The following is a 23,649-nucleotide window of genomic DNA, read 5'->3' on the forward strand; positions in this document are numbered from 1 at the left end:
CATGCGTAGTTATGCTCAACACCCTCAAGCTCAAAAAGTATTACATCTTCTGACTGGGGTTCAATCCTATTTTGAAACAGAACTAACCAAAGCCAGTAATTTGGTTTCAATTAATACTGAGTTTACACCTGTTGAATGGCTACGAGATAATGGACTTCACGGTGGAGGTAAACGTTTTGAAGCGCTTGAAGGTGGATTATTTAATCGAGCATCCATCAATGTGTCGCAAATACATTATGAAGAACAAACAGATAAGCATTACGATAGTGCTACTGCTCTATCAACGATTATTCACCCCTCACACCCACTTGCTCCTTCTATACATATGCATTTTAGCTGGACAGCACTTAAAGATGGTTCAAGCTATTGGAGAATAATGGCAGATCTTAATCCATCCCATTTTGACAAAAATGATAAAGAATATTTTGATCAAACATTAAAAGTAGCATCGAAAAATTATTATTCTCAGGGAACAAAGCTAGGGAATCAATACTTTGACATTCCAGCACTAAAAAAACGCAGAGGAGTCAGCCATTTCTATTTAGAAGGATTTAATCCTATGAATGAAGACGGTACTGAATTTGCTCATCAGTTTGCCACAAAAGTTATTAATACCTATATTCATATTCTGTGTTCACATTTTGTGTCAGCAACGCCTCCAACAGATGTTCAGAAACAGCAGCAATTGGACTATCATACTCTCTATTTTTATCAGGTATTAACGTTAGATAAAGGAACCACAGCTGGATTGCTAGTGCACGATCAGAATGATGTGGGTACGTTAGGCTCACTACCTTCTCACATCAATCATGATTTATTGAGTACTTGGCAAGCTGAATCTCCTGAGCCTATAAATGAGCTTGTGAAAGAGTTATTAAATACATTACCAAAACAAAACATTTGCCCAATAACGCCAGATACAAAAGCAAAGCTTGCTCAAGCTATTCGTAAGTTTTATCAGCAGAAAGCATACTAAAGACAAGTTAGCCAATGATGTGTTAATAGCTCATATCATTGGCAAATCGATTAAAAGTTAGGCTTTATCCACACGGTATTAAAATCAAACCACCCAAGTCCATTGCATGATGCATTTTGTATACTGTTGTTGGCATCTTCACTTATTCCCATCCAACCATGAAACAATGGTGTAATTTGCCCGCAGTCAACGAGATAGCGACATATCTCATTAACAGGAAAATGTCGTTGAGATGATGATTGCCATTCCTCAATTAAAAATGAGAGATGCTCAAACTCTTCTTCAGGCATGACTCGTTCTATTTCATTAAAGGCAAATAGCCATGACAACAATGCTTCTGGGCATTGTGTTCCTAAACTCATACCTCGTAACCAAATATCAATATTAGCCGTTTTTTCTTCATCAAGAAGATCGAGTGTATCAAATGGATGAATCTTTAAAGTTATGCCATCTTGAGCTAATCGCTGTTTAATGATCTTTCCAAGTAAAGGGTACAAAGGGTGTTCATTTTCATATCCTAAATGCACAACACTTCCTTTATCTGGTGTGATAAAGGGGTTCTTTGGGCGATTTAAGCAATGCTGTAAACCAGGTAACAATCCATAAGCGTTAAAAAGCCCAATCCCATTCATACTCGAGTTTTGTAGTTCACTCAGTAACAACAAAGGCGTAATCGTTTGTGTTAAGTAAGCTTGCCAATTCTCATCTTTCGTTATACCTGATTTTCTATTAAATAAAATATAACTACACCCTCTATCAACATCGACTTTTTCATCATATGACGTTGGTGATAACTCGGAGCCTTCATAAACTTCTAAGCCTAATTTTAATTGTATCGGGGCGACTTCAGGTAAAATCCAAACTTCAACAGAATCAATTAATGGTCGATATCCAAAATAGTTTTCATTAGCGACAAGGATCAGTTTTTTATCTGTATTTTCGCTAACTTTATAAGGTCCTGTGCCAATTGGAAGTCGGTTATAATCTTGGGTAACATGAGCTGAAACAGGTATAATTTTAGCATTAAATTGTGCCAATTTAGAATCAAAATAGTGATCATCTCTAGCTAAGATAAAATCAATAACATTAAGGTTAGGCGTTGTAACCTCTTTAATATGACTGAATACAAAGTTAGATTTTAATGAGGAAAAAGTGGTTTTGATATCATCAAAAGAGAGTAGTTTGCCATCATGAAAACTGACGCTTGGGCGAATATAAAACCGCCAATGTTGAGGCGTTATCATTTCCCAATGATGCGCTATATCCCCTTCAATATCCCCTTTCTTATTCCATTGAGTTAATCCATTAAAAATCTGTTGCACTAAATGTTGCTCTGAACGACGTATCGCTAAAGAGGGTTTAAGAATATGGAGTTGGCGATAATAAGGAAGCTTTACAACTTGCTTTCCTTTTTCGTGAGATATACCAAGCACATTATGAATAAGATCTAATAGTGCATCTTGGTTACCATCTAGGATCTCTAAAGCGACATCAAGTTTACCATCTTCAATGCTTTGCTTCGCTAGAGATAAATAAACAGAATCAGGAGTTGAAATAAACTCTAAGATCGAGCTTTTTCCTCGACCCACAGCTGGTCGCCATACAATCCAATGTTCATCAGACATTTTCTTGAGAACCATACGAGTATTTCGACGAGTACAGCATAATAAATCTGCAATATCATCGATCTGAACCCCTGAAGAAGCTCGGTGATAATGCTCATACAGTTTTTCAAATTGTGTACGTAAACGTGGACTACCCATAAAGCACCGTTCATTTGATTGATATAAGTCTTAATATGAACTCAAATATTGAGACTGTGAGCTTATGCTCTTGATTTTTCAATAAGTAAGTTTACACTAAATTCCGAGTATTTAAGAGGAAATTCAAGATGATTCCAGTTCAATTACACGAATTCAATTCTCATATGAGAAGAAAGTCTGATCGTTACCCTGTTGTTCGTAACGGTATTTTTCTGGTCAAATCTGGTGAATTTACTTATCAAGATAAAGCAGGAGAATCTATCATACTCACCAGTGGTGATTTTTTACTTTATAGCTCTGGCGATATATCTAAAATTGATATTTCATCCTCTACTGGCAACTTTACAGCTGAATCTCTCGTTATTGATAGCTCTATTTTTCAGCGTTTTATTAGCTACAGCAACGCTGAAGATCATATAAGTTCAACTCGTGAATCATTTATTTTTAATCAATCTGACACAAACCTTGTTTCTCTCCTTTCTCTTTTAAAAGAACAGTTGTCTGATAACCCATCGCCAGATACTGTTGAGTTTATGACCTTAGCTATTCTAAGTGAAATGGTTCATCAACATCCTGAGTTATTAGATTTTATACATAGAATTTCAGTGTTGACTATCTCTCAACAATTAATTCGATATGTTGAACAAAATATCGCTTCAGACTTAACGATTGATACCGTTGCTCCTAAGTTAGGAATGTCACCTTCAACCTTAAAGCGAAAACTCCAATCTGATAAGTTATCATTTGCTAATCTAGTTAAGGTTAAACGCATAAATCACGCAGCGACACAACTTAGAGTAACAAGAAAAACCATTACAGAAATCGCTTATGAAACAGGATTTAAAACAGCAGCTCATTTTAGCACTACCTTTAAAGCAGTAACTAGAATGACACCAAAAGAATTTAGAGAACAAATACAACTTTAGTAAAGAGCTGTCACAGTGGTGTAACACTCTCGTTTTATTATGCTTTTTTTCTTTAATGAGATCAGATCATGTTTAAAGCGTTATCCTACACTACTATTATGGCCAGCTTTCTTTTTAGCTCTACCACATTTGCAGCCAACACAAACACAACAATAGCAGGTTCCACTTCGGTATCGACCTTATTAGAACCTTTTATTGAGCAATATAATCACAGTTCTGATCATGATGTTGATCTTCAAAGTATTGGCTCTAGCGCGGGCATTACCATGCTAAATACTGGTGCAGTAGATCTAGCAATTAGCTCTAGGCAGCTATCTGATACTGAAAAAGAAACACTGTCTTCAAAATTAATTGCTTATGATGCGATTGCTGTTGTTGTTCATCCTGATAATCCAATAAAAACACTCTCTGCTGAAAATATTTGGAAAATTTACCACGGTGACATTTCTAATTGGAAAGAAATCGGTGGAGAAGATAAAAAAATAGCAGTAGTAACTCGAGAATTAGCCTCTGGTTCGCGCTTTTCATTTGAACGTAATCTAGGATTAACCAAAGAAATCAACTCTTTTACTGTTTCTGATATCAGTAAAAATGCGATTGTTGTCAATGGAACAAATATGGTTAAAAGTATTGTAGCTCGTAACCCTCATGCTATTGGGTATACATCTGCGGGTTCTATTGGTGACCTTGCTCAGCTACAAGTTGTTAAAATCGATAATGAATTACCAACACCTCAAGCTATTATTGATAATAAATATCCACTTTCTCGCCCTTTTCTATTTGTTTTTAAAAATGGCACTTTATCAAAACAGTCTAACGAATTTATCTCTTATATAAATTCTGAATCTACCACAAAGCAGATCCAGTCATTAGGCTATGTAAAGTAACAGTTGAAAAAAAACAATGAATAACATATTGTTAAATGGAAATTTAATTACAAGGATGCGTCATGCTAAGTGTTAATAGCTATTTTGAAGATAAAGTAAAATCAATTGGGTTTGAACAAAATAGCAATGCTATTTCTGTTGGTGTTATGTTACCGGGTAACTACACGTTTGGAACAAATGCTGCAGAGAAAATGACTGTCGTAACTGGCGCGCTAGAAATCAAACGAACAACTGACGTTGATTGGGTTTTATTCTCTTCAGGAGAAAATTTCTCAGTTGAAGGAAATTCATCTTTTGATGTAAAAGTAAGCCTTGAAACCGCTTATCTATGTGAATATTTATAATTTTATATTCTGCATAGCTTAATATAAAAAATGCCAAGTGAGATAACTCACTTGGCATTTTTATTGTTTAAGTTTTATTGTCTTAAACAAAGAAACTTAAAAGTAAGTCTTATTCGTCATCAACAACCAATTTTTTTGGCTTTTTCTTCGGCATAAACACTTGGTCACCCACTGCTACGTTAGTGTGGAATGAGTTATCACGCTTCTTAGCCGCTTTTGGTTTATGAGAACCACGTTTCGCTGTCGTTTTCTTAGCGTCGCCTTTCTTAACAAACGTACGTTTCTTCTTAGGTACAAGACCTTTGAATTTACCTTTTAGGTCTTCAAATACTGAGAACGTTAATTCTTTCTGCAGGAAATTTTCTATACGCTTAAAGCTTTCCCAGTCTTTTGGGCCCACAAGAGAAATTGCTGTCCCTTTTTTACCAGCACGACCAGTACGGCCAACACGGTGAACGTATTCTTCCATATGCTTTGGCATATCGAAGTTGATAACGTGAGTTACGCTAGTTAAATCTAAACCACGAGAGGCAACGTCCGTCGTCACTAGAATTTTGTGTGCACGACGCTCAAACTGACTCATGATGTTATTACGAGCGGTTTGGTTCATATCACCACTTAATGCTACCGCTTTAAGCTTGCGCTCATTAAGTAGTTCAGTTAGACGATCAGTATCGGCACGAGTTGCTGTAAAAATCATGATTTGGAAGTATTTTTCCGTCTCAATGATTTTATCTAATAGAGCTTGTTTATGATCTAAGTGATCACACAAGTAAAAGCTTTGTGTAATATCAGTATGTTCATCTGTTGATAAACCAACAGAAACAAACTTAGGATTATCAAGCATATTACCAGCAAACTGAGTAACGGCATCATGATCCAAAGTTGCAGAGAACATTAATGTTTGACGGCGACGGTGGTTTGCCGCTTTATGGATCTTCTGAAGGTGCTCAGCAAAGCCTAAATCAAGCATACGGTCTGCTTCATCAAGGATTAATGTCTCTAAACCATTCAAGAACAAAGATTGATGCTCTAGGTGATCAGCCAAACGACCTGGTGTTGCTACGATAAATTTAGGGAATTTACGCAGTGCATTCACTTGGTCATTGAAGTTTTCACCACCCGTAATTAGGGTAGCGTCATAGCTTAACCCACCTAACATGCTACGTAGGTGTGTATATACTTGTTTTGCTAATTCACGTGTTGGTGCCAAGATCACTGCACGAGGATCATTCTTAGAAAACGATTTTGATTTCAGTGACTTATGAAGCATTGGCAAGACAAACGCTAACGTTTTACCTGAACCTGTTTTTGATGATGCAAGAATGTCTTTACCTGCCATCGCAACAGGGACAGCTTTACGCTGAATTTCTGTTGGTTTTTTGATGTTCTGGTGAGCGAGATTTTTTAATAGGCGATTATCTAAACCTAAATCTTTAAATTGCAAAAGCTGCACTCCAATTTCGAGTATTATTGGTGGATAACCAGTGATTCTGGTCTAATGCGGCGGAGTATAGCATAAGTGTCGTTTTACCTTACATATAAATCTTCATTTGAACTTTTATACTCTCCTCCCACTTTGCTACACTATGGATAAGCTAATAAAAAGTCTTAACGCATAAAAACATTAACTTAATTATAAAAAAGTAGAACAATCTATGAGCATAGAAATTACTGGAACATTAGCAAAAATGCGAGCATCACTGCTTGATGGTACGGTTCAATACCGACTACCTGTTGGCAACGAGGAAGTGGAACTTAATAGATTCATAGGGAAAACAATTACTCTAACTCATACGGGCAACATTTTTTGCAGCTCTTGTGGTAAGAAAACCAAAAAAAGTTACTCTCAAGGACATTGCTTTGTTTGTATGAAAAAACTAGCAAGCTGCGACATGTGTATTATGAAACCAGAAACCTGTCATTTTGCTGAAGGTACTTGCCGTGAACCGCAGTGGGGCGAAGATAACTGTTTTGTCGACCATTATGTTTACCTTTCAAATACATCAAGCTTAAAGGTCGGCATTACACGTCATACCCAGCTCCCTACTCGCTGGATTGATCAGGGAGCAACACAAGGTTTACCAATAGCTAAAGTTAAAAACCGTTTAATCTCAGGATTAGTAGAAATCGAATTAGCTAAGTTAATCGCTGATAAAACCAATTGGCGTACGCTGTTAAAAGGTAATAATGAACCACTTGCTTTAAAAGAAGCTGCATTAGAATTATTACCACAAGTCGAAGAAGCCATAGCTAAAATTCAAGCAACGCATGGTGAAGATTCAGTTGAATTACTGGATGAGAACATTCTAGATATCAGGTTCCCAGTAAATGAATTTCCAACTAAAATTGTCAGCCATAATTTTGATAAAAATCCTGAAGTAACAGGGATATTGAATGGCATTAAAGGCCAATATCTTTTGTTTGATACTGGTGTCATTAATATCCGTAAATTCGGTTCTTATGAAGTCACCGTGACAGTGTAACATAAAGGCAATTGCTGTTGTACTTAGCCTCTGTGGCGATAAGTACAACGGTAACGTGATTCTCGTCGTATAATAATTTTCCATAATTTGATAAAAACTAATGATTCGGTTATCAATAGTGCATGCTATTTAATGGAGTAAAGCATGCTACTAGTCACTCAAGAGCAATTTCAAACCTATTTATTCTTAGGTAAAGATGGCTCATATTATTCAAAATATGATGGTTATTTATTACAGAGCGTTTTTCAACCTATCTTTAATACTCAACAAACCATTATTGGCTATGAAGCATTATTACGAATTTATGACAACAAAATGCTACCAATCCGACCAGATTTGTTTTTTAAAGACGCAACAAGAACCGTTGAACAAATTCTCAATATTGAGCGACTAAGCCGCATTATTCATATACGAAACTTTTCTCTTTTTTCACAAAGAAATATTCAACTATTTCTAAATATATTACCTGAATCTGCAGTCCATTTTCATATAAATAAAATACCGACTCTGAATACATCATTACTTGAATCTCGTATTCAAGAACTGGGGTTATCCCCTCAATATGTCACACTAGAACTTCTTGAATTTCATTACCATGATAAAGATAAATTATTAAGTGCTATAGAGGATATTAAATCACATGGTTTTAATATTGCCATTGATGACTTCGGCTCAGAAGCGTCATCAGAAGAGCGCGTCTCATTATTAGAACCCAACATTTTGAAGATTGATCGTTCTTTATTGCTTCAATATGAAAATGGCAACACTACTCCTATTCTGTCAGCCATCGCTTTAGCGAGAAAACAAAAAGCATTAATTGTTATTGAAGGCGTTGAAACCGCTAAACAATATGAAGATATGAAATCACTGGGTATTGATTATTTTCAAGGCTTCTTGTTGGGTAAACCTTTACCATTACAGCAACAAAATCATCAAGCAGCCTAACTTCCCTTTACTCTTTTGACTTTGCCGTTAAAATAGCGTTTTTGATTTTTAAAGGATTCACGCTATGTCCATCCAATGGTTCCCTGGTCACATGCATAAAGCTCAAAAAGAGATCGCGGAAGTGATCCCTAAAATGGATGTGATCATCGAAGTGCTTGATGCTCGTATCCCTTTCAGTAGCGAGAATCCAATGATCGCCTCTCTACGTCAAGACAAGCCTTGTATTAAAGTTTTGAACAAGCGTGATTTAGCTGACCCTGAAGTGACTCAACTGTGGATTGAACACCTTGAAAAAGAGCAAGGCGTTACAGCAATGGCTGTGACAACCAGTAACCCCGATGAAATCCATAAAATTATGGAAAGATGCCGTAAGCTGGTTCCTCACCGTGAAGCGATGGGAAAAAATGTTCGCACCATGATTATGGGCATTCCAAATGTGGGAAAATCAACCATCATTAATACGTTAGCAGGACGTATGATTGCAGTAACCGGCAACCAACCAGCGGTAACTCGTCGTCAGCAACGTATTAATTTGCAAAATGGGGTTGTTCTTTCTGATACCCCTGGGATTTTATGGCCTAAGGTTGAGAATCCACACAGTGGTTTCCGTCTTGCAGCTACTGGTGCTGTTAAAGATACAGCGATGGATTACGATGAAGTGGCTTTTTATACTGTTGAGTATTTAGCAAAACAGTACCCAGAGCACTTAAAAGAACGCTATAACTTGGATGAATTACCAGATAACGATTTAGAGTTAATGGAAGCAATTGGCCGTAGCCGCGGTTGTTTGCAAGCTGGCGGACGAATTAATATCTATAAAGCGTCTGAAATTCTGCTTCATGAACTTCGTTCAGGTACATTAGGTCAATTAACCCTAGAACTTCCTGACATGATCCCGGCTGAACTTGAAGCCGTTGAAATTGCTGCAGCACTTAAAGTTGAACAACAAATTAAGAAAAAAGAAGAACGTCGTAAACGTTACTTGAAAAACAAACGTTAATTCTTTTTAACACACTAATAAAAAGAGAGGCTAACCCTAAGTTAGCCTCTCTTTTTTATTTTTATTACTGAGCTTGCTACTCTTCAATAAGTAAACTTAATAACACTTCCTCTAACTGATCCCAAGGCAATAGTTGGCTATCAATTACTTCTAATTTTGATTCCATCCCATCAATACTAAGTAAATTAACTGAAACAACACCGTTAGCGACGTTGAATGCATAAAAGCCTTTATTGGTATTCATTACCGCTTTAACACGTTCAGCCGTTAGCGCAGATAACATTGAAAATAGTTCATCAAAATTAAATACCGATTCAGCCCCAAAGAACCAACCACAACTCACATAGCCCTGCCCTTTGTTTTCTTTACGACAGAATTTTTGTCCTGGCTCTAATATCATTTCAACAATTTCTTGCTCTGCATGATGATGGTGATGATCTTCAATCGTTAATTCAACCGTTCTATTCTCATCTAACCAATGTAAAGGCAGCTCACCATGATTAATCGTGGTGGTTTTAGGTTGGTGTGGTAATGATTTTGCCCATGAAGCAAATAAACATTCATCATAATCGGACGCAATGTCCATTTTGGTCGCAACAACCACGTCAGAAATACTTAACTGATCATTAAAATTTTGGTTGCTTGTGTATTTCTCGTTAGACAAATTACGAGGGTCAACAAGGCCAATGGTTGACTTTAAATCAATATATTTTTCATAATGTTCAGATTGAAGAATAGCTATAATTTTCTTAGGGTGACCTAAGCCTGTTGGTTCAATAATCAAACGATCTGGTTTTTGGCGTAATAATGCATTGATACCTACAGACATAGGTAAACCCGCAGTACAGCACATGCAGCCACCAGGGACCTCTTTAACCATCGCCCCACTTTCTGTTAAAAAAGCACCATCGATACCAACTTCACCAAATTCATTAACTAAAACAGCCCAAGACTCTCCTTCTGGCTTATTTTTAAGTAACTGCAAAATGGTTGTCGTTTTCCCTACACCGAGAAAACCAGTAATGATATTTGTTGGTATTTTTTTCATAACAATGCTCACAATTAATAAAATCCTTTTTATGATACCTCTACTGCGTCTTATCGTACTAATTATTTAAGAAAACTTATTGATTAATTTACAAAATAAATTACATAAATCGAACTTTTGAGTTATGTTAGCAGTATGTGGGAATACTCTGTTATTTCTCAGAAAATCAATTTCACAATAATTCGAAACAATATAATAATTAAAGGCTTAACGTATGTTTAACTTCTTTGAACGGCTCACCACCGCTTTTCCAAAGCAAGAACCAGATCAGCCTCCTAAAGGGCTCTATGCATTTTGTCGCCATTATACCAAAGGGTTTGAAACTCCATTAATTGCAATGTCATCACTAAGTGCTGTTATTGCCATCATTGAGGTCTCATTATTTGGTTTTATGGGACAATTAGTTGATTGGTTATCAACACATGATCGTGACACATTTTTAGCACAAGAAGGCCAAACTTTAATCTGGTTAGGTTTATTGGTTGTCATTGGTGTGCCTATTTTACTTCTTATACACTCTTTAATTACTCATCAAACTTTGTTGGGTAATTACCCAATGGCGATCCGCTGGCAAGCACACCGTTATTTATTAAAACAAAGCGTATCATTCTACTCTGATGATTTTGCTGGCCGTATAGCCACTAAAGTAATGCAAACCTCATTAGCCGTTCGCGAAACCGTAATGAAGCTATTGGACGTGCTTGTCTATATCTCAGTTTATTTCACCTCGATGGTTGTTATGGTCGGCCAGGCTGATTGGCGTCTAATGATTCCAATGCTTATTTGGCTTGCTGCTTATATTGCTATCCAATTCTATTTTGTCCCTAAACTAAAAGCGATTTCTGAGAAACAAGCCGATGCACGCTCTACCATGACAGGTAGAATTGTAGATAGCTATACGAACATTAACACCGTGAAGTTATTCAGCCACAGCAAGCGTGAAACTGAATATGCAGAAGAAGGGATGGAAGAGTTCTTGGGCACGGTGCATAAACAAATGCGCTTAGCGACAGGAATTAATATTTCAGTTGAGATTATAAATTACCTTTTAGTTTTCTCTATTGCTGCTGTATCTATTATGTTATGGGTTGATAACGTACTTTCTATTGGCGCTATTGCGATTGCCATCAGCTTAGCTTTACGTGTTAACGGTATGTCTCATTGGATAATGTGGGAAATTAGCTCATTATTTGAAAACCTAGGTACGGTTACCGATGGTATTAATACACTTTCAAAGCCAATTTCGATCAATGATAAGCCAGATGCAACAGAGTTAAAAGTGACTCAAGGCTCAATTAAGTTCGATAATGTTAATTTTCACTATGGTGAAAATAAAGGGGTAATTAATGACCTTAATCTTGAGATTAAACCAGGTGAAAAGATAGGTCTAGTCGGTCGTTCTGGAGCAGGTAAATCAACATTAGTAAATTTGTTGCTTCGTTTCCATGATATAGAATCTGGTTCTATTTCTATTGATGGGCATGATCTTAGAGAAGTAACTCAAGATTCACTGCGTAGCCAAATTGGTATGGTAAGCCAAGATACCTCTCTACTTCATCGCTCAATTAGAGATAACATCAAATATGGTCGCCCTGATGCAAGTGATGAAGCTCTATTTATTGCAACCAAACAAGCTCAAGCCCATGAGTTCATAGAAACATTAACCGACTCTAATGGTAAGAAAGGTTATGATGCTCAAGTTGGTGAACGTGGTGTGAAACTGTCTGGTGGTCAACGTCAACGTATTGCTATATCTCGAGTTTTACTCAAAGATGCACCATTATTAATTTTAGATGAAGCAACCTCAGCCTTAGACTCAGAAGTTGAAGCAGCAATTCAGGACAGTCTTGATGAGCTAATGAAAGGAAAGACTGTAATTGCAATTGCACACCGCTTATCAACCATTGCTGCAATGGATAGATTATTGGTAATGGATCAAGGCAAAGTCGTAGAACAAGGTACGCATAAAGAGTTAGTACAACTAGGTGGTATTTACGCCCAGTTATGGAATCATCAAACAGGTGGATTCATTAGCGACTAACTAACAACTTTAAATGAAGGCACAATTTTATGTTTACTTTTTGTGCCTTCTCTTTCTTCGTGTTATTTTTGCGAAACATTAGATAACAAACTGATTTATTGTGGATAATTATTATTTTTTCTACTACATTATGTTTATATCTTTCCAAAAGGCTTGAAACATTGCGCGGATTAAATTCTCTCTTAATTATTTTGTTATTAAATCTAGTTACAGAGAAAGCTATCGCTCATAAGTTAACGCCAGAAAGACAAGTCGAGCAAGCTTTCGCAGCCTCACTCGTTTTATCTGATAGCAACATGATCACATTCGGGATCGCCGATTTTAATCCAAATAACTACTTCGAAAGTGATAATGAAAATATTGGAAGTTCTGATTCTGTTGAGCTTCGCAATCAAATGACGGTTTACTCCCTTCCCTATACATTTACATTAACCGACGATCCTGATTCACTTTGGTCACATGAAATAACGGTTCGTGCTTCTTATGTAAATACTGATGTGGATATGGAGATCAAAGATAAATCTTTACCAGATTCAGATATTGATGAAGTTTTCGGCTTATATGCCGAATATGCTCAAAATTATGAGTTTTATGAAAATTGGACCATTTCATTGGGGAATGCTTTTCACCTAATGCATTATAAAAACACCCACAAGTATAACTCTGCATTTAGTCAGTCTTTAGCTCCCTACTTTAATGGTACTTTTTTTAATGTCTCAAGTAATACCTTCATGATTGAACCTAAAATCACCTTTCAGTATAAAAAAGAAACTGATTGGGGAGAATGGCGTTTCAATAACAGCTATCATTATGCTTATGGTCAAGGTTTTGGTGGCTCTGCTAATTTTAGCTCAGATGTAAATCCAGAAGTCTGGCGTTTTGTAAATAGTCTACAATTAAGATACAACATGGCTCATTGGAATCGTTTTGCTCAAGTTCTATACTTAAAAGCAAAGCGTGTCGATCTAGGTGGTGATGTGAACGAACCTCTTGGCACTGATTTCTATTATGAGTTCAATATTGCATGGTTAATCGATACGAGAAAATGGATATCTCTGGTTGATAATGTCGGTATTGGGTTCACATTTAACGTAGGTAGTGCGCTTCGCGGCGGCAGTATTGTTCTTTTTTACGATGAATAGTCACCAATAAACTTACATTATTCTTTAATGATAACAGCGTGTTTATATATTTTACTCCTCATTAACCCACTAGAGTTGATAAAAATGCTACTATCCGTCCCTGAAATTAGACAATATCATTCAGGATAATGCATTAAAATACATTTATTCTTCATTTTTTTTCGAAAAGCTAACTAATGTAGACGAAACTAAGAATCGATATTTCAACTTAGGAGTACTATGTCAAACACTCTATCTATTGGCGCACTTGAATCATTTTTAATTGCCATTGCGGTGCTTTTTCTCGGCCACTTGGTCAATTCAAAAGTTGTGCTATTTAAAAAATATAATATCCCAGAGCCAATTGTTGGCGGATTGATCGTCGCGGTTGCTATCACCGCTCTCCATTTTAAGGGTATTAACTTACAGTTCTCACTGCCTTTACAAAGTACATTCATGCTAATGTTCTTTAGTACAGTCGGCTTGGCTGCTAACTATAAGCAATTAATAAAAGGAGGCACGAAAGTCTTCATTTTTCTTACAGTTGCTTCTGTTTACATCATTATCCAAAACGGAATTGGCGTCAGCTTGGCAAGCATGATGGGACTAGATCCTCTTATGGGATTAATTGCTGGTTCAATTACCCTATCTGGTGGTCATGGTACAGGCGCTGCGTGGTCACAAACATTTGCTGAGACTTATCATTTAAACACACTAGAACTAGCAATGGCATCAGCAACCTTTGGTTTAATTATGGGGGGGTTAATTGGTAGCCCAATTGCACAAAAACTTATCCATAGACATAAACTAGAATCAGAGTATGGCACAGGGGTTGATACTCATAGCCGTTTCCCTGAGCTTGTTACCTATAATGAACGTGAAGAAGATAAAGTTACCGCTAAAAAAGTAATTGAAACATTATTTGTTCTTTTACTTTGTGTCGTTGGTGCCGGATACCTTGGTGATTTTGTTGCTACCTTTGATATCTCATGGCTGAAAATTCCTGATTTTGTCTATGCATTATTTATCGGTGTATTCATTACTAATATCACTGAAGTTACTAAGATCCATAAAATTGATACTGAAACAGTTGATATTTTAGGTACGGTTTCACTTGCCCTGTTCTTAGCAATGGCATTAATGAGCTTAAAGCTGTGGAATATCTTCGACTTAGCGATTCCATTACTGATTATTCTTTCAGTTCAAACCGTAGTCCTAGCGTTGTTTTCATATTTCGTTACATTCCGCGTTATGGGGTCAAATTATGATGCTGCGGTAATGGCTGGCGGTCACTGTGGGTTTGGTCTAGGCGCGACACCAACAGCGGTGATGAATATGGGCTCACTCGTCTCTCGTTTTGGACCATCACCACAAGCGTTTATGGTTGTTCCTATTGTCGGTGCGTTTTTCATTGATATCGTAAATTTGATTATTTTACAAACTTACATTAGCTTTATTGGATAATACTAATCACAGTAAGTAAGCTGATTCAGCATTTTAACCAGCTACGATGATCAGTTATTTACTAAATAAAAAGCCCGCTACATCACTGTATCGGGCTTTTTTTCGTTAAAATGATAAGTAATCTCATACAATTTAATCAGGGTATTCCTGTCTAATATCAACAAATTTTTGAATGTTATTTAAGAACATTTGGCACAAATTAGGATCAAACTGTTTACCACATTCTTTTTCAAACAGCGCTATAACTTTGTCTAGAGGCCATGGCTCTTTATAGCAACGCTTACTCATCAAGGCATCGAATACATCCGTTATCGCTGTAATACGAGCAAAAATATAAATTTCATCAGCGACTAGTTGATTAGGGTACCCTTTTCCATCCCACCGTTCATGATGCTCTAAGGCTATCCTTGCTGCTGATTGCATAATTTCGCCCCCTGAACTTAATAAGTTATAACCCATAACAGTATGTTGCTCTATTATTTTTCTTTCATCTTGGGTTAACTTACCTGGCTTATCTAATATAGCCTCTGAGATCCCTATTTTACCAACATCATGCATAGGGCTAATAACTTCTATTAATTCATATTCTGATAAAGGTAACCCATAAATTTTACCTAGAAGCCAAGACATTTTAGCAACTCTGCGAACATGACTTCCCGTTTCACCAGAACGCGTTTCTATCGCCTCCCCTAAAACTTCTATCATTTCTTTTTGTACTGTTAATGTTTTTCTCTGTAGAGCCAATATGTGCGATTTATTTTCATTTAATTCTTTCTTACGTAGTATGGCAATATATTGAGTAATGATAATGCCAAGCATCATTACTACTAATAGCGCAGAGACACTAATGATATTTCTGTGCTCATACAGATAAGAATAAGGTTCATTCACGACACTCGAAGCATGAGGTAATTCTTGTCTTTTTAAATGAAAACGCTCTACCATGCTTGAATCGAAAAGATAGCCTTCCCATGCAGAAGGAAAATTAGACACCTTTTCTGTTATCGTAAAATTCAATTTCTGACGAAGCGATAAAATCGATTGCACACCTAATGAATAAGAACGATTTACATAGCCACCAAGAACCCCATAGCCAATGTAATGCTCCCAAAATACAAAGATTGGGATAGCACTATTTTTAGATAATACCGAAGCAATAGCGGCATAATCATAATATCGGCCTTTGTTTAATTCAGTATTATAGTGCGTTAGAAAAGCAACTGAATCTCTTGGGGCTGTAGATAAGAAAGCTGTAGCTTCTTCTAATGATTTATCGTTGATAACTTTAACTGTTAATTGAGCGAACTTCTCAGCCTCAGATAAAAAATGCTTACGAATTAACTGAGAGGTTAAGCTGTCATCACTTAATAAATATATCGTTTTGACGTTAGGGAAAAGCGATTGTGCCAATTCTAAGTTTTTAGATATGTGATCCCGCTCATAATAGATTGTTAATCGATTTTTCAGGGTACCTAAATCTGGGGAAAGATTATTAATACCAACAGCTACAATAGGAATGTCAGGATAAAGGTTGTCGGCGTTTTTAATTAAAAAATTGAGTGCATTATCATCAGAGGCAATAACGGCATCAAAGTAATCTATTTTATATTTAATACTCAAATAGTACTGATACTCTGCATGATATTGCTTATTATCAATACGTTTAGAATCCATATACTCAATCGATAAACGTATATTTTTATCTGCATTTTTTATGGTGTTCTGAATCCCCTTCTCTATGTTCATCGTCCACTCATAAGACGGGCTATAAGAGTGTAGGATAAGAATATTAATGGGCTTTTCAGTCTCTACCAATCGCGCAAAAGAAATCGATGGATATAGAGATAAAAAAGCCATTAAGAATGAGAAAAAGTAACGCATATTATGGTTAGCTTATTAGTAAACAGGCTTATGTTCGAATACAAGATGTAAACGTATGACCTGTTAAAGCAGTTTGTTGCTCCATGACTGCACTTAAAAAGCTATTAATAGTCAAAACATCACTTGTTACTACAACATCCGAAACATACATGACATCATCAGAAGCTTGAGACACACATGCGGCAACAGGTTTCATACCATCTAAAGCTATAAATAGTTGATAATCGTCACACAAATCTACTTGAGTTAGAAATTCGAGTACATCGTCATACTCTGTATCCCATTGACTCGCTACCGTCATTGCCCATCGGATAGTTAAACGATGCTCAGTAACTAATAAAATTGACATGTTTTCAGGGAATACTGGCGAAAGGTAGGTGTATTCTTCCGAATCTAGAGTCTCTTGATTTAAGTAGACATCGCGACCTTTTACACTTTCAGGCGTAGGAAAGTCGACATTAACTTGATTCGCTAACCAAGTTAATTTTTGCTGATGGAATGTATTCAAATCTATAGACATAAGCACCTACAAAAAAGGATGGTTAATCCATCCTTTTAATAATCAAAAAATTATAAGTTTAAGAAAGCAAAACCCGTTTCATACGCTTCTTGCTGATAACCTTTAAGGCCAACTTCTTTTACTCGCAGCATTTCTGGTGCGCGTTTAAGGCTAGCTTTTTGATCCATTGCTGATAATACTTCAACTTCAACAGCGTCAATTAACTGAATCGCAGCTTCTAATTTAAAGCCGACAGCACCGCCAGCAAACTTACCTTTCATAACGCGTTCTTTAATTACAACCGTTTCTACTTGATAGTCTTCCATCAATTTTTTAAATTTAAACTGAAAATCACGGATAGATTCCGTTTTAGATGGCTCAGTAATATCAAATTTAGCAACACGACAATCTGGTAGGTCAATCATGCCATCTGATTTATTAACTAAACAGATGATTGCTTCATTACCTTTAAGCTCTACGCCACATACTTTCATTCTAAAATCCTAACAATGTCTTGAACTCGTTGATTATAGCCTAATTAAATTAAATAGATACGCTGAATCTAACAATAAAAATCAAGCATTAAAAATCATTGGCCCCAAATATTACAAAAGTCTGGAACACATACACTTGGTTGTGATGGAGAGGTGCAGCCACTTAATAAAATAACCATAATAGCAGCTGTAATTATTTGTTTTTTCAAGATATATCTCCACATGTGTATTTTATAGAATAGATACTAATACACTTTTGACTAATTCAAAAACCCATTTGTCATTTGAGTTCGCATATACACCTAACTACTCTATGCTAACGTCATGACATCATTTATATTTTTAGTATCGTGCCATGCTCAAATCGAATAACACTTATGCTACACTCATCTATATCGTTTAAAATCAGAGAATCTTTAATGAAAAAAATTATTTTTGCTCTAAGTCTGACCGCAATGCTTACTGCTTGTTCAGATAATGAAGTCGGTGACGTATCACTAGGTATGTTCACCATGAAAGATATCAAAGTTTCAAACTTGGATGATGACAAAATCCCAGGCATTACTTGTCACATTGCATCAGTTGAAGCTGACTTCAGTCTTGCAGATCCGAGTGATAGCTCTATTTCATGTCGCCAAACGGGTGATATCACACCTGAGATGATTGCAACAATCAATAAATCTAAATCAGGTGAAGTGGTATTTAAACAATCTAAGAGTATTTTCTTCAAATCAATGAAGGTTAGACGCATCTACGATGCTGAAAATCAAACCCTACTCTACCTGTCTTACACAACAAAAGAGACCGAAGGCAGCTTTAAACATAGTCTTTCAACTGTTCCACTGTGGGGTACTAAGGCGTACCAAGAGCAACCAATATCTGCTCAGTAAAATGCAAATAAACCAGATAGGGATATATCCTTATCTGGTTTACACTATCTTTAATCTTATCTTTACCAATGAATCTTTAATATTGTAATTTCAACACGACGATTACACTTACGGCCTAACATCGTTTCGTTATCGCATAATGGAAGATACTCACCAAACCCACGAGAATACAATTGACCTGCATCCAGTCTATTTGCTAATAGGTAACGTCGAACTTCGTTAGAGCGCATTTCTGACAGGTTCTGATTACTATCCGGATTACCAGTTTTATCTGTGTGTCCATCTAAAACTAAAGCAAGTTCCGGCTTCGTAGCCATAACAGATATCAGTTTATTTAATAAATTTTTAGCAAACGGCGTTAACTCTGCCTTGGCACTTGAGAAATGTACTTTCTCTTGAATACTAATAACAAGCTGGTCACCATTGACTTCATGATAAATAACACCAAGCTCAGAAAGCTGATTGGCCACTTTTCTCATATCATCGTCTTTCAATTCACCATTCGGTCCTGTTAATGGACTTGTTACCTCAGCATCAACGGATTCACCTTTTTCTAATGTTTGATTAGTAGGATCTTCAAATGTTGGAAATGGTGTATCATCTTTAGTCTTAGGAGCGGTATCTAATAAATTGTTCCCCATTGGAGCACAACCGATCAGTAACAATGAAGTACATAGTGATAAAATTTTAAGCATGATTAACCCGAGTAATAATATTCCTACCTCTTTTAGCGACCTAGATGACAATATCTTTACTTTAAACCCTTCTTTTGTGACCTTTATTCCTTATTTTTGCTTCTAAATAGAACAATTAGGACGCTATTTTCCTATACAGCAATGAATAGAATTGACATTTTTTGTGGTCTGGTTACCATTTATTTTTTATATGACGAGAAATGCCCATGTCTGAAGTTGAAAACACACAAAAAGAGGCTATTGATTTAGCAACTATCTCTCCAGAACTTAAAAAAGTAATTGAGTTTGAAAGCGTTCCTGAAGAAATGTGGCACATGCTTGTTTCTGTTCATGAAGTAGCTGAGATTGCTGTTCGTGAATCTTGGGATGAAATGCCAGCAAGTGCTCAAAAAGTATTAGACAATTTTGAGCAATTTCACGCATTAGTTTCTTTAAGCCAAAGCTACGCTGGTTATGATTTCATGGCGGAATTCGAAACTATCGAACTTCCTGAAAACATGGATGAAGATGCACAAGCGGAATACCGCTCTCAGCTGCTTGATCAAGTTTTACACAACTGTGTTAAAGACCTTGTTAAACAGATTAAAAAAGCACGTCGTGATCCAATCATGAAACGTGAACTTGCTGAAATATTCAAAAAGTAATTAATAGAAAGGATGGTTACGGCCATCCTTTTTTGAGGAATAATAATGGCTCGTACCGTTCGTTACACCTACAAATCAGAAACGAAAGAAATTGCTTTCTCGTTCCGTGAATTTCACGGTCCATTTGAGGCAGCAGCTGCTGCTGAAGGTATTGATATCTCTAAATTTGATACCATGCTAAAACAAGTAGAAATGGCATCAAGCAATCCTGGTGCAGTGAAGGACTTCCGTCACAGCTACTTCACTAAATTAGGTTTTAGTAAAGTTCGCTTTGTGAAAGATGGGGAATAACGCATTATCTGATTTGCGTTAATCTACCTAGCATTGATGGATGATAAGACCATGTATGATCAAACATCGCCATTAATGCTGGATTACCATATTTAGATAAACAAACCGCATGAAAACGATTCTGATATTGTTTAACTTCTTGAACCATTGCATCAATATGCTCTGATTGCGTCGGGGCGATAAAGTCAGACAATACGACCAAATCTGCGTTTTTATACTTATCACCATGCATAAGTTGAATCGACTGCTCAAGTACCGGCTCTAAATCTGTACCACCGTGAAATTTATACGATAAAAAATCCGCAACCTCTTTCAAACCATCTTGCTTTGTTAACTCATAGGTAATTTGTTGGGTAGAAAATAAGATGACATAACAATCTCTTTCTTCCGCTAATGCGATTTGCATTAACCCATACGCCAATGCTTTAGCGCATTGTTCAGGAAAGCCACTCATTGAACCTGATGCGTCAACACAAACAACAAAAGGCCCCTTTTCAATTAATGCGTCACTTGCAGCTCTAGAGTGTGCGGTAACTTTCCGCAATTTTCTATCAGCCCCTTCCATTCGATAATTCATCAAACGTTTGTCTACAAGATGCTGATAAAAAATAACCTCAAGTTCAGGGTGAGATAAAAATAGGGTTTCATTGGGTAATAGACGACTCAGATCATCCCCTTCTTGTATACCTACAATATCATCAGTAACAAAATCACTTTTCTCTTCCACCACTTTGACTTCTTCAGCCAAAGCTTGAGAGCGATCATGATTTTGTGCTTCATTCGCCATGCGTCCAAGTTTGGAAGCAATATCTTGTAGCCCTTTATTTTTGCTTAAAAAACGTGCGTGAAGCTTCATAATATCAACATTGGATTTAGTTAACTTGGCTGATGCCATGTCCCATAACTTTCCAATCTTAGCCTCATCCCCTTCAGACGTTACTGATTCCATTGTTTTTAAGGTCTCAATACGCTGATACAGGTCGGCAAGTAGTTTCTCTTTATCTTCTTTTAATTCTGTCAGCTGTGCTTTCTTAATTGCATCAGAAAGGCTTTCATACCAACGTTCACAAAAGAAACGAGGAAACATTGGATTAATTAACCCCTTGTTGTTGTTAATCAACTTACTCGCTTCAATATAAAATGAAGAGTGCCATTCTAACTTAATAACAACACTATCTATTTTCTGATAAAACTCATCTTCAGTCCAATGAATGACTTCTTGATATAATGCCAACTCTTCTTGAATACGTTCAGTCTCACACACTTTTGTCATTTTGTGTTTAACCTTACCTCTCCATTTTAAAATATGATTTTTAATGGTAGGCTTAATGTTAGGGTTTGATTTCGCTGCAGTTAAAAATTGAGGTCTAGATAAAACCTCCGCGATCGAAGAATCTATCATTCCTGATTCTGCAACCATCATAACTAAATTTAACGCGTCAGCACCTAACATATATTTCCTTGTGAGTAATAATACATAATTATACTAAGAGTAATATTCACTAAAATTTAGCACTCTACGGCTTGTGCTCTCAAATTGAGTTTTACAATCTTCAATTCGTTGAGCTAATAACTGTAGACTACTTTCAATAACAGACGGTAAATTCTCTTCAATAAAATTATGTGGAAGCGCCGCATGGAATTGAGTTCTACTTTTTCTTAACTGATGATCAGCCTCATTCAATTTTGAATTGTTTAAAGCAATACTCTGTTCCCACTCTTCAAATTGGCTTTGCTCTGGATTATTATGACCGACCATACCAACAAGAACAGAGCGATTTGCGATATCTTTGATTACCAACCTGGAATCTGCATCCAATTCTAAATTCAACGCGCATAAATTTGGATTTTGATTCACATAACCATAAACAACCGCTTTGCCTTCTTTCATTTGCTTTGATATGTCATCAGGATTTACATAAACCCAACGGCTATCGCCCTTTTCACTCTCTGAAACAGACATATTCGATTGCAGCATAACTAACTTAATTAATTGATGAGCAGAACCTACGCTGTATCTTTTACCTTTATGGAAATCAAATTCAAAGCTTTCTTTTTTCATTAATCGATTACCCGTAGCTTCGATATGAAAATTAATACTTTGTTCAACTAATATCGCCGCTTCCATCTCAATAACATCAGCTTGTATCATCTCAATATTCATCGATACATTTTTTTGATCAAATGCTTTTTCTGAAGCAAATTTTCGAATGCTGTCCCTTACTTGGTCACGGTTTTCAGGCGTAGTCCATAAACAGTCTTGCAGCAACAACAGATCCATTGGATTAATTTCATCACGTCCACTGAAAAATGCCGATGCTTTCAGTAGTTTTACTGATTTTTTCCAACGGCGATCGGATACATAAAGATCATCATCATAAGCTGAGTTATGTTTCTCTAGCATTGATTTAAGTTCAAAAAGCTTTTCGAATACTTCTTCAGATAGAGTTAAGCCATCAAACTCTTTTTGCCATTGATGATACTCTGTATCTGTAACGACTAATAACGGATCTACTTCTGTTTCTTGAATCGTCCCAGTCATTAACATCGACTTAAAATTGTTTTTATTTTGAATACGATTCACGAACACGCGAACTAACATTCGATCGTAAAGTGCATCCAAACCGCTGTCTTCATCTGGTAGTTCATTAGATGCAGAAATCAATAATCGCATAGGAACGGGAAGAATTTCACTGCCATTTTTAAATGTTTTTTCATTAACAACGGTTAGTAAAGTATTTAAGATTGCAGGGCCTGCTTTCCAAATCTCATCTAAAAATACAACCTGAGCATTAGGTAAATAACCTTCAGTCAAACGTACATACTTACCATTGTCTTTTAATTCTTGAATTGATAATGGACCAAATACTTCTTCTGGTGTTGAGAACCGTGTCATTAAATACTCAAAATAACTGCTGTTATCAAAAGCCTTAATTAAACGCTTTGCAATTAAGCTTTTTGCTATACCTGGAGGACCAAGCAAGAAAACACTTTCTCCTGCAAGCGCGGCAAGCAAACACAGCCTCATTGTGTCTTCTCTCTCATATACACCATCAGACAAGGCGGTTGTCAGTTTTTGGATTCTTTCTGATAACAATGCGCGCTCTGCACTGGTTCTTATTGAGTTACCTTGCATTACATTCCCTTACAATTCTGATCGTATATAATATTGAGTATAATGTAATTCCTTTACTCATTATAGTTACATATTTTCATAATCGCTTAATAAACAATCACTTTAACTAATCAATTAG

General features: G+C 36.4%; 22 protein-coding genes. 13 read left to right on the forward strand and 9 right to left on the reverse strand.

Annotation, left to right across the window (positions count from 1 at the left end):
* Position 1 precedes the first annotated feature (1 nt).
* Positions 2–976: a coproporphyrinogen III oxidase gene (locus BTO22_RS14200; protein ID WP_105056039.1), complete on the forward strand. Its 975-nt coding sequence runs from the start codon at positions 2–4 to the stop codon at positions 974–976.
* Between the two features lie 50 nt (positions 977–1,026).
* Here the strand turns inward: BTO22_RS14200 and BTO22_RS14205 are convergent, their stop codons facing one another.
* The gene (locus tag BTO22_RS14205; protein WP_105056040.1) at positions 1,027–2,739 is read right to left on the reverse strand and encodes an SgrR family transcriptional regulator; all 1,713 of its coding nucleotides are present in this window, start codon (positions 2,737–2,739) and stop codon (positions 1,027–1,029) included.
* Between the two features lie 128 nt (positions 2,740–2,867).
* On the opposite strand from BTO22_RS14205, the gene BTO22_RS14210 reads away from it, so the two are divergent.
* From BTO22_RS14210 to ppnP, 3 genes are all read left to right on the forward strand, one after another.
* Entirely contained in the window at positions 2,868–3,665 is a 798-nt protein-coding gene (locus BTO22_RS14210; RefSeq protein WP_105056041.1) for a helix-turn-helix domain-containing protein, read from the forward strand.
* Between the two features lie 68 nt (positions 3,666–3,733).
* On the forward strand, positions 3,734–4,552 hold the full coding sequence (locus BTO22_RS14215; protein ID WP_105056042.1) for a phosphate ABC transporter substrate-binding protein: 819 nt from the start codon (positions 3,734–3,736) through the stop codon (positions 4,550–4,552).
* A gap of 62 nt (positions 4,553–4,614) precedes the next feature.
* Complete coding sequence (ppnP, locus tag BTO22_RS14220; RefSeq protein ID WP_105056043.1) at positions 4,615–4,896, forward strand: pyrimidine/purine nucleoside phosphorylase; 282 nt, start codon at positions 4,615–4,617, stop codon at positions 4,894–4,896.
* 109 nt (positions 4,897–5,005) lie between these two features.
* Here the strand turns inward: ppnP and BTO22_RS14225 are convergent, their stop codons facing one another.
* Positions 5,006–6,343, reverse strand: coding sequence for a DEAD/DEAH box helicase (locus tag BTO22_RS14225; protein ID WP_181044658.1), 1,338 nt, complete (start codon positions 6,341–6,343; stop codon positions 5,006–5,008).
* 211 nt (positions 6,344–6,554) lie between these two features.
* On the opposite strand from BTO22_RS14225, the gene BTO22_RS14230 reads away from it, so the two are divergent.
* The 3 genes from BTO22_RS14230 (at position 6,555) to ylqF (ending at position 9,327) form a co-directional block, all read left to right on the forward strand.
* Entirely contained in the window at positions 6,555–7,382 is an 828-nt protein-coding gene (locus tag BTO22_RS14230; RefSeq protein WP_105056045.1) for a DUF2797 domain-containing protein, read from the forward strand.
* Positions 7,383–7,526: 144 nt separating this feature from the next.
* Positions 7,527–8,327 carry an EAL domain-containing protein gene (locus tag BTO22_RS14235; RefSeq protein ID WP_105056046.1) on the forward strand — a complete coding sequence of 267 codons (801 nt, stop codon included), beginning with the start codon at positions 7,527–7,529 and terminating at the stop codon, positions 8,325–8,327.
* A 64-nt stretch (positions 8,328–8,391) separates the two neighbouring features.
* On the forward strand, positions 8,392–9,327 hold the full coding sequence (gene ylqF, locus BTO22_RS14240) for a ribosome biogenesis GTPase YlqF (RefSeq protein WP_105056047.1): 936 nt from the start codon (positions 8,392–8,394) through the stop codon (positions 9,325–9,327).
* 76 nt (positions 9,328–9,403) lie between these two features.
* On the opposite strand, the gene BTO22_RS14245 is transcribed toward ylqF, so the two are convergent.
* A complete protein-coding gene (locus BTO22_RS14245) occupies positions 9,404–10,375 on the reverse strand; it encodes a CobW family GTP-binding protein (RefSeq protein WP_105056570.1) in 972 nt (323 codons plus the stop codon).
* 214 nt (positions 10,376–10,589) lie between these two features.
* Here BTO22_RS14245 and BTO22_RS14250 point away from each other — a divergent pair, with 214 nt between their 5' ends.
* From BTO22_RS14250 to gltS, 3 genes are all read left to right on the forward strand, one after another.
* Entirely contained in the window at positions 10,590–12,416 is a 1,827-nt protein-coding gene (locus BTO22_RS14250; RefSeq protein ID WP_105056048.1) for an ABC transporter ATP-binding protein, read from the forward strand.
* A gap of 161 nt (positions 12,417–12,577) precedes the next feature.
* A complete protein-coding gene (locus BTO22_RS14255; RefSeq protein WP_105056049.1) occupies positions 12,578–13,558 on the forward strand; it encodes a Solitary outer membrane autotransporter beta-barrel domain in 981 nt (326 codons plus the stop codon).
* Positions 13,559–13,777: 219 nt separating this feature from the next.
* Positions 13,778–15,001: a sodium/glutamate symporter gene (gene gltS / locus BTO22_RS14260; protein WP_105056050.1), complete on the forward strand. Its 1,224-nt coding sequence runs from the start codon at positions 13,778–13,780 to the stop codon at positions 14,999–15,001.
* Positions 15,002–15,133: 132 nt separating this feature from the next.
* On the opposite strand, the gene BTO22_RS14265 is transcribed toward gltS, so the two are convergent.
* The 3 genes from BTO22_RS14265 to BTO22_RS14275 form a co-directional block, all read right to left on the reverse strand.
* Positions 15,134–16,747 carry an HD domain-containing phosphohydrolase gene (locus tag BTO22_RS14265; protein WP_258132600.1) on the reverse strand — a complete coding sequence of 538 codons (1,614 nt, stop codon included), beginning with the start codon at positions 16,745–16,747 and terminating at the stop codon, positions 15,134–15,136.
* Positions 16,748–16,910: 163 nt separating this feature from the next.
* The gene (locus tag BTO22_RS14270) at positions 16,911–17,402 is read right to left on the reverse strand and encodes a hypothetical protein (RefSeq protein WP_105056052.1); all 492 of its coding nucleotides are present in this window, start codon (positions 17,400–17,402) and stop codon (positions 16,911–16,913) included.
* Positions 17,403–17,452: 50 nt separating this feature from the next.
* The gene (locus BTO22_RS14275; RefSeq protein WP_060993783.1) at positions 17,453–17,875 is read right to left on the reverse strand and encodes a DUF3010 family protein; all 423 of its coding nucleotides are present in this window, start codon (positions 17,873–17,875) and stop codon (positions 17,453–17,455) included.
* Positions 17,876–18,294: 419 nt separating this feature from the next.
* Here BTO22_RS14275 and BTO22_RS14280 point away from each other — a divergent pair, with 419 nt between their 5' ends.
* On the forward strand, positions 18,295–18,765 hold the full coding sequence (locus BTO22_RS14280) for a CreA family protein (protein WP_146107549.1): 471 nt from the start codon (positions 18,295–18,297) through the stop codon (positions 18,763–18,765).
* Between the two features lie 62 nt (positions 18,766–18,827).
* On the opposite strand, the gene BTO22_RS14285 is transcribed toward BTO22_RS14280, so the two are convergent.
* A complete protein-coding gene (locus BTO22_RS14285; RefSeq protein WP_105056054.1) occupies positions 18,828–19,460 on the reverse strand; it encodes an OmpA family protein in 633 nt (210 codons plus the stop codon).
* Positions 19,461–19,666: 206 nt separating this feature from the next.
* Here BTO22_RS14285 and BTO22_RS14290 point away from each other — a divergent pair, with 206 nt between their 5' ends.
* Both BTO22_RS14290 and BTO22_RS14295 read left to right on the forward strand, forming a co-directional pair.
* Complete coding sequence (locus BTO22_RS14290; protein ID WP_105056055.1) at positions 19,667–20,104, forward strand: DUF3069 domain-containing protein; 438 nt, start codon at positions 19,667–19,669, stop codon at positions 20,102–20,104.
* Positions 20,105–20,149: 45 nt separating this feature from the next.
* The gene (locus BTO22_RS14295; protein ID WP_105056056.1) at positions 20,150–20,395 is read left to right on the forward strand and encodes a DUF2960 domain-containing protein; all 246 of its coding nucleotides are present in this window, start codon (positions 20,150–20,152) and stop codon (positions 20,393–20,395) included.
* Between the two features lie 4 nt (positions 20,396–20,399).
* Here BTO22_RS14295 and viaA read toward each other — a convergent pair whose 3' ends face one another.
* Positions 20,400–21,848, reverse strand: coding sequence for an ATPase RavA stimulator ViaA (gene viaA, locus BTO22_RS14300; RefSeq protein ID WP_105056057.1), 1,449 nt, complete (start codon positions 21,846–21,848; stop codon positions 20,400–20,402).
* Positions 21,849–21,881: 33 nt separating this feature from the next.
* A complete protein-coding gene (locus BTO22_RS14305) occupies positions 21,882–23,531 on the reverse strand; it encodes an ATPase RavA domain-containing protein (protein WP_105056058.1) in 1,650 nt (549 codons plus the stop codon).
* Between the last annotated feature and the right edge of the window lie 118 nt (positions 23,532–23,649).

It is taken from the genome of Aliivibrio sifiae (assembly GCF_002954705.1).
GTDB classification, from domain to species: domain Bacteria; phylum Pseudomonadota; class Gammaproteobacteria; order Enterobacterales; family Vibrionaceae; genus Aliivibrio; species Aliivibrio sifiae_A.